Genomic DNA, 12,490 nt, shown 5'->3' on the forward strand with positions numbered 1-12,490 from the left:
AAATGAGAACATTTGTTCTTTTTGTGAGTAAAAAATAAATACTCTTAATGAGCATTTATTTTAAATCAACTGTTAATTCTTTTTTTTCGGCAACATTATTTAAATGTTCGTCGAATGGTGAATCTAATACAAGTCTGATACTCTTAATTTTGGAAACATCAGATTCAAAAGGAACAGCAACTTGATATTCTCTTTTCGCATTTCCAAAAAGTTTCATATCATATTGCTCAATATCTGTATAAAGATTATTACTGCTCATCTTAATCTGTTCTTTTGTATTTAAAATAACATGACTAATACCAGAGAAATTGATGGTCTCTTTATCTGTATTTTCTACAGAAAATTTTATATCAATAAAATGAAAAGGGTTTGTTAATTGAATATCCGTTAAACTTTGATAGTCGCTTAGGCGGTCATCAGGAATATTTGACAACTTCATTATGTTGACATGTTCAAAATTTATCTTGAGCGGGCCCATTTTCTGTGATTCAATTTTTTCTTGGCTTTTTAAGTAATTAAATAATTCTCCTGTCTCGTCATCTTTGTAACTGTCACTTGTCTGTTCTTCTTTTGTTTCTTTTTCCTTTTTGTCTGAAACATTTTCTTGTGGTTTTGCCGAAGATTCATCAGTTGTTTTAGTTGAATTACATCCAACTAAAAGTACAAATAATGATAAACAAATTGAGAATAAGAATCTTTTCCCCATAGCTTCCCCCTATTTTTCTTTCTGATAACTTGAATATCCCTTCAAATTCATCAAATAATTCATTCTGCATAAAAAGGTTTATATACAAGTATGTGATTATTTTTTGCTCTTAATAAATTCCCAAAACTGTATTAATTCCTCAATCTTATCATCGGGTGCATCTTTCAAATCTTTAAAGAAAAGTTCTGTTTTTGGATCTAAAAGCTCTCTCCACATATCTTCATTTGAGCTATCGAATTCTTTTCCGGTTAATAAAAAATCAAGAGATACATTAAAAATATCAGTTATTTTAATAAGCGTTTCATAGTCAGGGCGGCGTTTATTTATCTCATAATGAGCATATGTTCCTCGTGAAATGCCAATTTTTTTTGCAATTTGTTCTTGAGTCAGATTATGTCTTTCCCTCAGGGATCTAAGTCTATCACCCAACATAGTTATTCCTACTTTCAAATTAAAGGTTGAGTACATTATATCGTAGCAAAAAGCTACAAAGAAAAAATGTAGCAAAAAAGCGCAAAGGGCATTGACTGTATCAAAATGCTACTGTATTATGTGATTTATAGTAGCTAAACGCTACAAAAGGAGGTGTTAGTTTGCAGAAGAGAAAATGGCTCTCTAAAAAACGTAAAGAAATCGGTAAAACACAAGAAGAAATTGCAACAGCTGCAGGTATAAAAAGAGCTTATTACTCTCAAATTGAGCTAGGTTCTAGAAGTCCTAGTGTCGGTGTAGCGAAAAGGATCAGTAAAATTATAGGTTGTGATTGGACATATTTTTTTACAGTCGATTGTAGCGAAAGAGTACAAAAATAAAGAGAGGTGTATCAAATTGAAAATAACCGTCACAAAAGGCCCTCTATTTCATCAAGCAGAAGCCAGAGCTTATAAGTATCTAAGCGGAATCTTAATTAAACGAATGAAAGAGCATCAAGAAAAAGTTGAAAGAGAAAAGAAAGAATTAGTCGCTTCTTCATCATGATACCCATTTAAAAATTTTCTAGCTGTTCTAACTTGGAAAAAGTTCTTAACCAGAACAAAGGGGGTGAGGAAGTTGAGGTTGGGGGTAGTGCTCCGACAAGCAAGGAAAAGAGCTGGGATGTCCCAAGAGAAGCTGGCTGAATTGTTAAGTCGCTCAAGGAGCTGCATATCAAAATTTGAGAACGATCAAAAGATGCTTGATGTTCCTACATATGTACGGTGGATGGAGGCGACAAATGCAAAAGAAGCCATGATCGCAACCTTATGTGGTGTCGATCCACTTGCAGTCACTCAGCAGATTACAGCCATCATGGCTTTGTTTGGAGGATGAAGATGAGAAAAGCGATTTTCAAGAGTATTGATCATGAAGGGATAACAGCTGAAATGATCTGTATTGAACAACTACAAAAAAGATTAATGAAAGCATTAGAGAGTGCTGATATAAATAAGGCATTAGCAGCTCACAAAGATATTGCTAAATCATTAAACCAAATTCAGCGTTACGAAAGCCAAGCCAAGGTTCATTTATTAAAACAGGCTGCGAGGGTTACAAAAATCAAATATCCAAAATCACTAAAAAATAGATTGAGAGGATTGATCTAGTTGAAGTATTTGTTCACAGCAAGTCGCTTAATGAAGGCGAAAGATATCGTGAAACAATGTCAGATGCGTCATACAGAGGAAGGGCTCATTTTATTAGCCGCTCTGGAATTACAGATCAGAACGGAAATAGAAAACAGAAAAAAGCAGCAAGCTCCGACACTTACTGCTTAAATCATTTCAAACCATGAATAACAAAATGATCGATCTCATTATAGCGTTATTTAGAGATCACGACAAGGCTTATTCTTGTCGTCCGGCTTGCGGATGGGTCAGTGCACACCTACCCCCTCAAATCATGCTCCATCCGCGGTCGGACGATGCGAATAAGCATCAAATAATGTGTTAAGGAGGAAAGAAGTCTTGAGAACTAAACCAGTTATTAAACCTTTCAGTGAGAGACAGTCTGATCAGTTCTATCTATCACAAGTGAATGGATCAATTGTGATGACTAACAAAGGTAAGCCAATGTTCCAATTTCCTGATAAACAAGCCTTTGAGAAATTTCAACAGCTAAAGGCAGATGCGATCCGCTCAAAATTAGAGATTATTTGATGCTTACACCAAACAGAAGAGGAGGGAAAAAGATGAATATTGAGCATCCGATCATCACAGAGATTAATAGATATGGCTATCCAAAAGATATGGTGAGGCAAGAAGAACACTTTGGAATTGATTTTTATGGGTCAGAAATTTTGTTAGAAGATGACTATGTTGAGGATAAAAATTCGGGTGAACTGATCTTGCGAGAAAATCTAGAACGCTATCTTGCAGAGGAGCTTGATTTTGAGTTTAAAACAGCAAAATAAAAGAGCTCACTCCCACAAGTGAACTCATCTAAATAACCAGACACAGAATAAGGTGTCAACCACTATTATAAGCAGGTTGTCACCTAAATTCAATGGGGGTTTCTTATATGAATGGATTGTCAAATGTTGATTACTCAAACTATATGGCAGCTTCACAGCCATCAGCGGGAACGTCAGTAACAACAGAAGCTATGGTTAGTCGGCAGGCACAGGAAGTACAAGCAGCTATGGTCATAGCAAAGAAGTTTCCGCGAGACGTATATGCTGCTTTTGAACGAATCAAGAAAGCGTGTGAGCGTAGGCTATTAGCTGAGAATGCTGTCTACGAATATCCACGAGGTGGAACAAAGGTATCAGGTCCTTCTATTCGTCTGGCTGAAGCTCTGGCACAGAATTGGGGAAACATTGATTACGGAATCATGGAACTTGAACAAAAAGCAGGAGAATCTTCTGTTATGGCTTATGCGTGGGATCTTGAAACCAATACTCGTCAGACCAAAATATTTACGGTAAAGCATGAACGAAAAGCAAAAGGCGCCATTACAAAGCTTAATGATCCAAGAGATATTTATGAACTGGTTGCAAACCAAGGGGCACGTCGAGTTCGTGCCTGCATTCTTGGAGTGATTCCAGGAGACATTGTTGATGCTGCAGTTGATATGTGTCAAAGAACGCTGATTAGTGGTCATAAAGAGCCTTTAGAAGACCGGTTAAGAAAAGCATTAACAACATTTAAAACTGATTTTGGTGTTACGAAGGAAATGGTCGAGGAATATGTCGGTAGCAAATTAGATGCCTTTACTGAGCAAGATTATCTCAAAATAGGACGCATCTACACTTCTCTTCGTGATGGTATGGCAAAGAAAGAGGATTATTTCAACGTCAAAGTTTCAGGTGCTACAAAATCAAAAATCGAAGAAGAGTTTCTAAAGCAGCAGGAACAAAAAGAGAGTGATGTAAAGGCTGGTGAGCCAGCAAATGATGATTCCGACAATCAACAAGGAGAATTATTACTCTAACGAGATCGATCAAGTTTATATGTCAAATTCTCAATATAAGAGTTTCTTAGAGTGTGAGGCGGCTACAATGGCAAAACTCAACGGTGAATGGCAGCCGCCGTCCTCTGAAGCTCTACTCTTTGGTCAATATGTTCATGCCTGGCTTGAAGGAGAGCAGGCCTTTGATGAATTTAAGATGAACACACCTGCTCTATTTACACAAAAGGGTCAATTGTATAAACAGTATCAATTGGCTGATCTCATGATTGAAGCTATACAGAATGACGACTTGTGCATGTTTGTTCTTCAAGGAGATAAAGAAGTAATTATCACAGGCGAACTGTTCGGAGTGCCTTGGAAAGGAAAACTCGATGTGTTCAACCCTGCAGGTGGTCGCTTTGCTGATCTTAAAACAACTCGTTCTCTCAGGGAAAGAATATGGGATCAAGAGCTTGGCTATTGTTCATTTGTAGAAGCCTATGGATATATTGCTCAAATGGCTCTCTATGCGGAAATAGAAAGACAGGAAGCAGGACGTAGTAATTGGTTAGAGCCTTTGATTGTGGCCATATCAAAAGAAGATCCACCAGATAAAGCAGTTATCAATATTGATGAGTCAAGGATGGAAATTGAGTTAGAAGATATAGAAAAAAACATGGAGCGGATCGTTCAGGTTAAGCATGGCGGAGAAAGACCGAGAAGATGTGAAAAGTGTAAGTATTGTCGATCTACAAATCGTCTTAACCGCATTATCCATTTTTCCGAACTGGTGAACAGCTAGTGAGGGAGAAGCTAATCATTAAAGTTCCTATTCCGTTTGTGTACCTGTCTTTATCTAAATCAAGTCGTAATCAAGCTGCTTTATTTAGAGCGTATGTGAAGGGTTATATCCAAAGAAATGAGCCAGGTCTTACTTTTATTAGGATCAGTGGAATGTACGCTCTATGTGAGATTAAAATGCCTTAATTGATGATGTTGGAGAGGAGGAAGTTATTTGTCTACTGGATGGGTAAAACTGCATCGAAAAATATTAGAACACGAATTATGGAATGACGTGACTACCTTTAGACTGTTCACTTTATTAGTTATGAGAGCAAGTCATCAAGATGGCTTCAAAATGAATGGAGTTGTTTTAAATAAGGGCCAGTACATAAGATCGTACTCAAAACTATGTGAGGACCTCGCTTATAAAGAAGGAAGAGGGCTAAAAAAGCTGTCTAAAAGTACAATTATGCGTTCAATTAAGAAACTTGTTACGAACAACATCATCACTGTTAGCGAAACGGAACTAGGAACACTATTCACCATTGTGAAATACGAGTCATATCAAGAGTTTTCGAGTGATCACGAAACAGAACCCAGAACGGAAGAAGAACCTATCGCAGAACGAAGACGGAACGAAAGCGGTACGAAGTCGGAACTATATCAAGAATTAAAGAATTTAAGAATTAAAGAAGAAGAGGAAGAAGAAAAGAGAGCCTCAGTAGAAAATGATTTAACTCCTTTCCACCAGATCGAAGAAAAGTACTTATCGCGAAAAGGTGGGTTGATGTTAACACCAAAAGATTCAGCTGCCATTGAAAGGATTCTCAAGGAGCGTATACCACTTGAAGTCATATTGAAGTGGATCGACGAGGTATTCGATCAATATCAACCAAAGCATAGAGCAGACAGTATTAAATCTTTTGTATACCTTGAATCAGCGATTCTTGATCGTTGGCATGCACAGCAGTACCAAGCTCAGCCACTTATAAACAATGTTTCTGAATTTAAACCAAAGCAGCATAGACAAAGTAATTTAGACGCTCTAGCTCAATACGCAAAAGAAAATGGGATTAAATTTGGAGGAGGTTGATGAGCATGAATCAAGAGCAAGCAATGTCTATCCTAACAAGGATTGCAGCTGCCTATCCAAGGTTTGAACTCACTACAGACGCGATCGGAAAAGAAAGAATTAAACTCTGGCTTGACCACTTAAAGGATCAACCCTATGAACAGGTTTTGAAAAAGATCGACCAGCACATTGCTGAAAAGAGATTCCCACCTGCTATCGCAGAAATCAAAATCAAACAACCAGAGCAAAATGAATTCTTAGCGAAACAGAAAGCGTGGGAACAAAATGCAAAATTTGCGAAACGTAGAAGCTGAACAGTTTTTATTAGGTTGTATCATCCTTGAAGGTGATCTGATTAAAGAAACAGCACTAGAGCCCAGACATTTTGCTGAAGAACGGCATAAACGGATTTTCGAAGCGATGAGGGAAGTGGACAAGCTTGGCAAGCCTGTTGAATTGGCCAATACAGCTGCATCTATGGGAGACCTTTTAGATTCAATTGGAGGCTTTGAATACTTAACCAATCTTGCAAGTACTGTTCCCTCAAAACATGCTTTCGAGACCTATGAAACATTAATCTACGAGGCTTTTAGACTCAGAGATTTGCAAAGTGCTGCTTTAGCATTTGCTAGTTCTCCTACTGATGAGGGCATCACTGAGCTTTATCAAAAAACAATTGAAGCTCAAGAGGTTGGTGTAAAAGAGACTCGCACGAAAATGGATGTATTAACCGAGATTTTTATGAGCATGGAAGAAGATCATGGTGATCTTACAGGAGTCGACACTGGTCTTGCGGACCTGAATGCTATGACAGGTGGTTGGCAAAAAAGCGATTTGATAATCGTGGCTGCTCGTCCATCGATGGGAAAGACTGCTTTCGCTCTTAACCTAGGATGTAACAACGCGCTAAAGGGTGGAGTAACTGATATTTTCTCGCTCGAAATGTCAGATACTCAGTTAACTCATCGAATGTTAAGCAGCCTTGGAAGAATTGAAGGCACAAAGTGGAGGAATCCAAAAAAGTACTTTAGCGATCAAGATTATGACAGAGCCAACAAAGCTATGGGTGAATACGAAAAATTAGACATCTACATCCATGATCAGCCCACTCAAACAGTCGCAGACATCAGGTCCCAAATCCGTAAAACGAAAAAGGATCATCCTGATCAAGATCATTTAGTGATCATTGATTATCTTCAGCTCATTACCCCAATCGGTAAGTTTGAGAGCAAAAACTATGAGGTTGGTGCCATCACCAAAGAGCTGAAGAATATGGCGAGAAGCTTTAATGTCCCAATCATTTTGCTATCACAGCTCTCACGTGGAGTTGAACAGCGGCAAGATAAACGTCCAATGATGTCTGATCTGCGTGATTCAGGAAGCATTGAACAAGACGCTGATATCGTTACGTTCCTCTATCGTGATGATTATTACAACAAAGATAGTGAACAGAAAAACATAGTTGAAATCATCTTTGCTAAACAGCGAAATGGTGAAGTTGGGACAATAAATGCTGCTTTTATGAAAGAGTACGGAAGGTTTGTAAACTTGTCGCGGCAAATGGAAGCCGCTTTATGATACGGAGGATGAACATGTCAAATATTAATAGCAAACAGCGTCGTGAGTACCTTTTAAACGAATTAACTCGTATAGGATATTTAGCTAGTTTGGACAAGAACCCTGAAAATTTATCACTCTATGAACTTGAAATGCTTGTCATTTCTCTGAAGAGTCAACGTGGTAGTAGGGTGTTAACATATAACGCGAGGATGGAGGCATCTGAATGAAGATAGCATTCACCGTCTACGGAGAGCCGGTTGCACAGGGACGCCCAAGAGCTACCCATATGAATGGAATGACAAGGTTATACGACCCCAAGAAGTCACGAGACTTCAAGCAATACGTTAAGTTGGCTGCGAGCGATCACCGACCTGATCAACTTCTTACAGGTCCGCTTGAATTGAAAGTGAAAGTCTATAAATCTACATTAAAAAGCTTCAGCAAGAAAAAAGCAGCAGCAGCCGAAAAAGGCGAGTTGAGACCAGCTAAGAAGCCGGATGTTGATAACTACATCAAAGGGATAAAAGATGGCCTGAATAAAGTCATTTGGCAGGATGATAGCCAGATTGTTGATTTACATGTAAGCAAATTCTATAGCAGCTCACCGAGAATCGAAGTCGAAGTCTCAACTCTCACACCAACCCATGAGGAGGAAAAGTTATGTCAACAAACATTAATCTAAATTCTTTTGCAGAAGGTGCATTGAAAGAACAATTCAATATTGAACTTCAGCGTATTTTAGAAAATATTGCTGATCCAAATACAGATCCAAAAGCAAAAAGAAAACTAACTATCCAAGTAGCTCTTTATGGAGATGAAAGCCGAGATGTTGTCTTTACAAACGTAGTAGCAAAATCTCAACTTGCTCCAGGAAGAGAAGTAGAAGCGAAATTATTTATGGACACCGACTTGCAGGGGAATGTCACGGGAGCTGAACTCAAATCTGGAATTCTAGGTCAAACATACATTGATGATGCGGGTGATATAGCAGAACATGATGGCCAAAAAATCATCAATTACCAACAAAAGAAATCAAATTAATTATTAAAAATAAGTACTGGAGGAATGAAAAATGATTAAAGAAGCACTTCAATATATTACAGGATTAGCTAATACAAAGATTTGGAAAGTTGAGGATGTAGTTTATTCAACTGAAACATTATCAAGAATTAAGGAACCTATCCCAAATACAATTCATGTACATTCTTTGTCTGGTTTAGTGGAATATCTACAGTCTAATTTTGATGAGCCAGGACAGCTAATGGTACATGTAGAATCTCCAACATCAATAACTGTGTATTCTCAATTAAACCGAGATGCTGAAAGAAAGGTTTTTATTAAAGCTGAAGCAATGATACCTTCATTCAGGTTTGATAGTTTCTATGATCCTGAAACATTTAACATCAAGCTTCAATCGGTTTTTGTGCAGAATGAGGACAGGGACATCATGCTGAAAGTTGTTGGAAATATTAAAGAGGAAGCGGTGCAAACAATTGGTGATGATGGTGTATCTCAACAAGTTGTCGCAAAAGCAGGTCCCGCTTCAGTAGCAAATGTTCAAGTACCTAACCCAGTAGTTTTGGCTCCATTTAGAACGTTTGTTGAAGTAAAACAGCCAGAATCAAATTTTGTTTTTCGTATGCAGAGCGGTCCTGCTTGTGCCCTTTTTGAAGCAGATGGTGGTGCGTGGAAACTAAAGGCAATGGAATATATTAGAAAATACTTAGTACAAACACTGCAAGAAGAGATTAATAAGAAGAAAATCAAAGTGATTGCGTAATGGCACGTAAACGCTCAAAACGGTGGTTCTTGCTTTATCGCGAAGAGGATGGACAACACGTCCACCTCTATGAACCACTTAAAAAATATGAACTGCAAAGTCGGATCAGGAAAGGATGGAGACTTGTCAGATGATTAATAAAATCAAGTTTTTCTTCAAACATAAGCACTTCTTTTGCTTTAAGTGTAGAAACATAGTTTCAGTGCAGCGTGGTTATTGGCTGGAATTTAATACGCGGGTTTTTAATGGTCCAATCTGCACTAAATGTGGAAGGAGCTTTAGGAAATGAAACAGATTGTAGAAGGCGATTGGGTAGAAGCTTTGGGTGAAGTTAATCGCAGAATGTTTCATATATCTGGTTACGTTGTGAAAATCTCTGAAGATGAACTTTTAGTGAAGCCGCTTAAAGGAAAGTCTACGGCTGTTCCTAAACATTGGGCTAAAAACTTGGATGTAACGATCACTGAAGCTGGCTTAAAGGATCTTATTAACTTGTCCTTAGACATAAAGGACAAGCATCTATTTGAAGCATATGTGCGTGATTTGCAAGCTCTTCAGTGCAAATAAAAAGAACCAAAGCACAAGGCCCCAGTTCTATTGAATCTGCACAATTTATTATAACATAGGAGGTCTTGTGCATGAATAATCCATACAAACTTACGGACTCAAACATCTCCATTGATAGCTTTATGACCAAAGGAGAAGTGAAAGTCATTATCTTAGATGGCCATTCCAACAATGTGGTGTTGGCTGAAACCCCAATGTACGGTAAAACTGAGATTATGACACGTGATGGTCAATTCACAAATTTAAATTACAACAGTTCGTTTAAATTTAAATAAAAGAGATGCTTCTTTGAGTATTAGTTGTAGAGGTTTTGATATAGAGGAAATGAGTCAAGGTAATCAAACGCTCAAGGCGACACCTACTATGATAGATGTTTTAAGGAAATCGAACAGTGTAGTGAATTTCTCTACAAAAGAATAAAAATGATTTTCCATATTATCAGCCCCATTCATGAAATTCATAATAAATAATGTGAACAGTAAAATAATCAATTCCATAGTGGGTATCGCAACTGCGGAGATGCCGCCTTCAGTGTTTGATTTAATAGAATAAGAATATCATTATTTCCATTTGTTTTCAAATTTCCAAATCTTATAGTTATTAAGAGGTGTGAGAGTTGATAGCTGAACAATTGTCCTTACTGCCAGGTATCGATGAGAAACAAGTCCGGAATGCTCTGATCAAGGAGCTGAAGGTCTATAGGGCCCTGAAGGTGAAGGAGGAAAACAGAAAGGAACAGGAGGCAAATGGTGCAACAGGCCTTTTCCCTTCTCTTAGGAACCAGGAAGTTTTAAATGAACTGAAGGTCCGTCAGATAGAAAGAGCGCTTGAAAACAGCCTAGATGAAATTGAACAAGATATCATCCGTATGAAATACCTGACATCACGTGTGGTGAAGGATTTGGAGGTGTGTGAAGAACTGGGTCTGAAGAAAGACCGGTATTATAAATTGAAGAAGCAAGCGACGTTTAACCTTTCAACAGCACTCGGAATCATATGAGTGCTGTTTTTGTATATATGGTATTTTAGGATCATTTATAAATAGATACATATATTGTATATTGGATTTGTTGTAAATAATTTGGAAAAGGAGTATCAGAATGAAGAAATTTGCTTATTCGATTTTCTTTATGGTTTTTCTGTTGACGGCATGGTTATGGACAAGTGATGCTGAAGCTAGTCAATCAAAGGATGGTATCACAACATACAAAGAGACACATGTACTGGAAGTTGACGAAAAGGGACATGCAAAAGAAATACAGAGTAAATCTGATATTATTGATCAAGCAAGACAACAATTTAAAAACCAACCTCATGATCCACCTCAAAGAAATATGCCACAGGGTGACACCGTAGTGCTTCAACCATCCACCAAGAATAAGAATAATAATAAGACTCCAGACGCAAATACTAAAGTCGCAAACACAATCGTCATTGATACATTGTTTAAGTTAGATCAATCGAAAAAGTCAATTACTCATAGTTCTACAATTCGTAGCATGATAGGCAAAGCGAAGCCGGTTATTGTAATTGTAGGTAGCACTCTATTTGTAGGAGATGATTATGCGGGGAAATATAACGCAATTTCAACTTATACAAAAGAATTTACGGGTTCTCAGATAAAAGTTGGTGCTACAGCATCTAAAACGTATAAAATGGTGAAAACGAAATTTGTGTACAAATCCGATATACTGACAGCCGGTTGGGTTGGAAGTGCCCCAGGTACTAAACAGAGTACTACTGAAACGTATTTAGTTAATAAAAATGCTTATCAATATCCTCAAATTCATAATAGTCATAGTGGTAAATCATTGCCGGCACCAACAAAAGCAAATATGAAATGGTATAAGCCTGAAGATAGGGTTAAGAGAGATAAGGACATCCGTAATAAATATATCAGATGGTATATTGGCAAATACGGCGATCCTAAATGGGATTGGTCTGGTTTAGACATTCACCATGTTATTCCTTTAGAATATGGTGGAGATAATAAAATGGGTAATTTATATGCACTCACAAGAACACTGCATCAACAAGAGGTTTCTCCTTGGTGGAGAGGATATAGATAGAAGGTGAAAGATTGAGTAGGATCGTGCAGATATTAGAAAAACTTGAAAATCAATTAGATGAGAAAAACATCATCAAATTCTCGGTAGACGGTGAAGTCTATGAAAAGTGCTGTACCTTCAATGCCCCAGCCGATCAAGAAAATATAAAACAATTTGAAAAGAAACATCATACATTGCCTGACGATCTCAAAGAGTTTTTATGTCTACATAATGGCGCAAGAATATTTGAAGACATAGTTTTTGGGAACAAGGTGGGTGGAGGATTACACGTTTTCAGTTTAGAAGAAATCGAATCCGAGTTGTCTAATGATTTTTTTGATCAGGTTGATGGAACAGCTATTGCTGCTCTTTTTGAAGGGTGCTACTTGATGCTAAATAAGGGAAATTCCAACCTTTATCTATTTGAAGATGGTTTAGAATATAGGTTGCTTGATGTAGATTTTGAAACTTTTCTTCAGAAGTATATTAATTCTGAAGGCGATGCGTTTTGGGAATAGTAGAACCAAAGTGTCCATGTTTATGGGCACTTTTTTTATTTGCATTGCCGAGATAAAGCAATCATGAATATTTTATTTTGTTCAGAAAGAAAC

Annotated in this window: 22 protein-coding genes; 20 read left to right on the forward strand and 2 right to left on the reverse strand. The window is 37.6% G+C overall.

All coding sequences use genetic code 11. The features are described 5' to 3' along the window. Positions 1-55: 55 nt before the first annotated feature. Together MHH23_RS08845 and MHH23_RS08850 are read right to left on the reverse strand one after the other, a co-directional pair. Positions 56-706: a hypothetical protein gene (locus MHH23_RS08845; protein WP_340959334.1), complete on the reverse strand. Its 651-nt coding sequence runs from the start codon at positions 704-706 to the stop codon at positions 56-58. 96 nt (positions 707-802) lie between these two features. Next, a complete protein-coding gene (locus MHH23_RS08850; RefSeq protein WP_340959335.1) occupies positions 803-1,138 on the reverse strand; it encodes a helix-turn-helix domain-containing protein in 336 nt (111 codons plus the stop codon). A gap of 161 nt (positions 1,139-1,299) precedes the next feature. Between MHH23_RS08850 and MHH23_RS08855 the strand changes: the two genes are divergently transcribed. The 20 genes from MHH23_RS08855 to MHH23_RS08950 all read left to right on the forward strand — a co-directional run bounded on the left by MHH23_RS08855 (position 1,300) and on the right by MHH23_RS08950 (position 12,397). After that, positions 1,300-1,518 carry a helix-turn-helix domain-containing protein gene (locus MHH23_RS08855; protein ID WP_181891708.1) on the forward strand — a complete coding sequence of 73 codons (219 nt, stop codon included), beginning with the start codon at positions 1,300-1,302 and terminating at the stop codon, positions 1,516-1,518. Positions 1,519-1,534: 16 nt separating this feature from the next. Further along, positions 1,535-1,684 carry a hypothetical protein gene (locus MHH23_RS08860; RefSeq protein ID WP_181185473.1) on the forward strand — a complete coding sequence of 50 codons (150 nt, stop codon included), beginning with the start codon at positions 1,535-1,537 and terminating at the stop codon, positions 1,682-1,684. An 87-nt stretch (positions 1,685-1,771) separates the two neighbouring features. Beyond that, positions 1,772-2,014: a helix-turn-helix domain-containing protein gene (locus tag MHH23_RS08865; RefSeq protein ID WP_223251388.1), complete on the forward strand. Its 243-nt coding sequence runs from the start codon at positions 1,772-1,774 to the stop codon at positions 2,012-2,014. A 2-nt stretch (positions 2,015-2,016) separates the two neighbouring features. Further along, complete coding sequence (locus MHH23_RS08870) at positions 2,017-2,286, forward strand: hypothetical protein (protein ID WP_340959339.1); 270 nt, start codon at positions 2,017-2,019, stop codon at positions 2,284-2,286. Then, positions 2,287-2,457, forward strand: a complete 171-nt coding sequence (locus MHH23_RS08875) for a hypothetical protein (RefSeq protein ID WP_155267116.1) — start codon at positions 2,287-2,289, stop codon at positions 2,455-2,457. A 189-nt stretch (positions 2,458-2,646) separates the two neighbouring features. Next, on the forward strand, positions 2,647-2,838 hold the full coding sequence (locus MHH23_RS08880; protein ID WP_340959341.1) for a hypothetical protein: 192 nt from the start codon (positions 2,647-2,649) through the stop codon (positions 2,836-2,838). A 32-nt stretch (positions 2,839-2,870) separates the two neighbouring features. Beyond that, a complete protein-coding gene (locus tag MHH23_RS08885) occupies positions 2,871-3,092 on the forward strand; it encodes a YqaI family protein (RefSeq protein WP_025092875.1) in 222 nt (73 codons plus the stop codon). Positions 3,093-3,199: 107 nt separating this feature from the next. Further along, positions 3,200-4,111, forward strand: a complete 912-nt coding sequence (locus MHH23_RS08890; protein ID WP_125586474.1) for a hypothetical protein — start codon at positions 3,200-3,202, stop codon at positions 4,109-4,111. Further along, entirely contained in the window at positions 4,071-4,871 is an 801-nt protein-coding gene (locus tag MHH23_RS08895; protein WP_125586472.1) for a PD-(D/E)XK nuclease-like domain-containing protein, read from the forward strand. Before MHH23_RS08890 ends, MHH23_RS08895 begins: the two co-directional genes overlap by 41 nt. A 213-nt stretch (positions 4,872-5,084) precedes the next feature. Further along, a complete protein-coding gene (locus MHH23_RS08900; protein WP_125586468.1) occupies positions 5,085-5,945 on the forward strand; it encodes a hypothetical protein in 861 nt (286 codons plus the stop codon). Between the two features lie 5 nt (positions 5,946-5,950). Continuing rightward, the gene (locus MHH23_RS08905; RefSeq protein ID WP_095285472.1) at positions 5,951-6,238 is read left to right on the forward strand and encodes a replicative helicase loader/inhibitor; all 288 of its coding nucleotides are present in this window, start codon (positions 5,951-5,953) and stop codon (positions 6,236-6,238) included. After that, positions 6,210-7,502: a replicative DNA helicase gene (gene dnaB, locus MHH23_RS08910; RefSeq protein ID WP_340959344.1), complete on the forward strand. Its 1,293-nt coding sequence runs from the start codon at positions 6,210-6,212 to the stop codon at positions 7,500-7,502. Before MHH23_RS08905 ends, dnaB begins: the two co-directional genes overlap by 29 nt. A 205-nt stretch (positions 7,503-7,707) precedes the next feature. Then, the gene (locus MHH23_RS08915; protein ID WP_340959345.1) at positions 7,708-8,166 is read left to right on the forward strand and encodes a RusA family crossover junction endodeoxyribonuclease; all 459 of its coding nucleotides are present in this window, start codon (positions 7,708-7,710) and stop codon (positions 8,164-8,166) included. Next, complete coding sequence (locus tag MHH23_RS08920; RefSeq protein WP_046343227.1) at positions 8,145-8,525, forward strand: hypothetical protein; 381 nt, start codon at positions 8,145-8,147, stop codon at positions 8,523-8,525. The genes MHH23_RS08915 and MHH23_RS08920 overlap by 22 nt, the downstream gene beginning before the upstream one ends. A 31-nt stretch (positions 8,526-8,556) precedes the next feature. Beyond that, on the forward strand, positions 8,557-9,264 hold the full coding sequence (locus MHH23_RS08925) for a hypothetical protein (RefSeq protein WP_340959346.1): 708 nt from the start codon (positions 8,557-8,559) through the stop codon (positions 9,262-9,264). 285 nt (positions 9,265-9,549) lie between these two features. After that, positions 9,550-9,831, forward strand: a complete 282-nt coding sequence (locus tag MHH23_RS08930) for a hypothetical protein (protein ID WP_340959348.1) — start codon at positions 9,550-9,552, stop codon at positions 9,829-9,831. A gap of 71 nt (positions 9,832-9,902) precedes the next feature. Further along, positions 9,903-10,106 (forward strand): XtrA/YqaO family protein, encoded by a 204-nt coding sequence (locus tag MHH23_RS08935; RefSeq protein WP_340959349.1) that lies wholly within the window; start codon positions 9,903-9,905, stop codon positions 10,104-10,106. A gap of 341 nt (positions 10,107-10,447) precedes the next feature. Continuing rightward, entirely contained in the window at positions 10,448-10,831 is a 384-nt protein-coding gene (locus tag MHH23_RS08940; protein ID WP_340959350.1) for an ArpU family phage packaging/lysis transcriptional regulator, read from the forward strand. Between the two features lie 100 nt (positions 10,832-10,931). Then, positions 10,932-11,900 carry an HNH endonuclease signature motif containing protein gene (locus tag MHH23_RS08945; protein ID WP_180309199.1) on the forward strand — a complete coding sequence of 323 codons (969 nt, stop codon included), beginning with the start codon at positions 10,932-10,934 and terminating at the stop codon, positions 11,898-11,900. A gap of 23 nt (positions 11,901-11,923) precedes the next feature. Further along, positions 11,924-12,397, forward strand: a complete 474-nt coding sequence (locus MHH23_RS08950; protein WP_340959352.1) for an SMI1/KNR4 family protein — start codon at positions 11,924-11,926, stop codon at positions 12,395-12,397. The last annotated feature ends 93 nt before the right edge of the window (positions 12,398-12,490 follow it).

Origin of the sequence: Bacillus sp. FSL K6-3458, assembly GCF_038005045.1 — a bacterium.
Lineage (GTDB): Bacteria > Bacillota > Bacilli > Bacillales > Bacillaceae > Bacillus > Bacillus altitudinis.

Excerpts from the sequence above, each read along its gene's own strand:
- MHH23_RS08925 (WP_340959346.1), top strand. The coding sequence starts at position 8,557 with ATGATTAAAGAAGCACTTCAATATATTACAGGATTAGCTAATACAAAG.
- MHH23_RS08895 (WP_125586472.1), top strand. The coding sequence starts at position 4,071 with ATGATGATTCCGACAATCAACAAGGAGAATTATTACTCTAACGAGATC.
- MHH23_RS08935 (WP_340959349.1), top strand. The coding sequence starts at position 9,903 with ATGAATAATCCATACAAACTTACGGACTCAAACATCTCCATTGATAGC.
- MHH23_RS08930 (WP_340959348.1), top strand. The coding sequence starts at position 9,550 with ATGAAACAGATTGTAGAAGGCGATTGGGTAGAAGCTTTGGGTGAAGTT.
- MHH23_RS08915 (WP_340959345.1), top strand. The coding sequence starts at position 7,708 with ATGAAGATAGCATTCACCGTCTACGGAGAGCCGGTTGCACAGGGACGC.
- MHH23_RS08885 (WP_025092875.1), top strand. The coding sequence starts at position 2,871 with ATGAATATTGAGCATCCGATCATCACAGAGATTAATAGATATGGCTAT.
- MHH23_RS08850 (WP_340959335.1), bottom strand. The coding sequence starts at position 1,138 with ATGTTGGGTGATAGACTTAGATCCCTGAGGGAAAGACATAATCTGACT.
- MHH23_RS08890 (WP_125586474.1), top strand. The coding sequence starts at position 3,200 with ATGAATGGATTGTCAAATGTTGATTACTCAAACTATATGGCAGCTTCA.
- MHH23_RS08870 (WP_340959339.1), top strand. The coding sequence starts at position 2,017 with ATGAGAAAAGCGATTTTCAAGAGTATTGATCATGAAGGGATAACAGCT.
- MHH23_RS08845 (WP_340959334.1), bottom strand. The coding sequence starts at position 706 with ATGGGGAAAAGATTCTTATTCTCAATTTGTTTATCATTATTTGTACTT.
- dnaB (WP_340959344.1), top strand. The coding sequence starts at position 6,210 with ATGCAAAATTTGCGAAACGTAGAAGCTGAACAGTTTTTATTAGGTTGT.
- MHH23_RS08905 (WP_095285472.1), top strand. The coding sequence starts at position 5,951 with ATGAATCAAGAGCAAGCAATGTCTATCCTAACAAGGATTGCAGCTGCC.
- MHH23_RS08945 (WP_180309199.1), top strand. The coding sequence starts at position 10,932 with ATGAAGAAATTTGCTTATTCGATTTTCTTTATGGTTTTTCTGTTGACG.
- MHH23_RS08920 (WP_046343227.1), top strand. The coding sequence starts at position 8,145 with ATGTCAACAAACATTAATCTAAATTCTTTTGCAGAAGGTGCATTGAAA.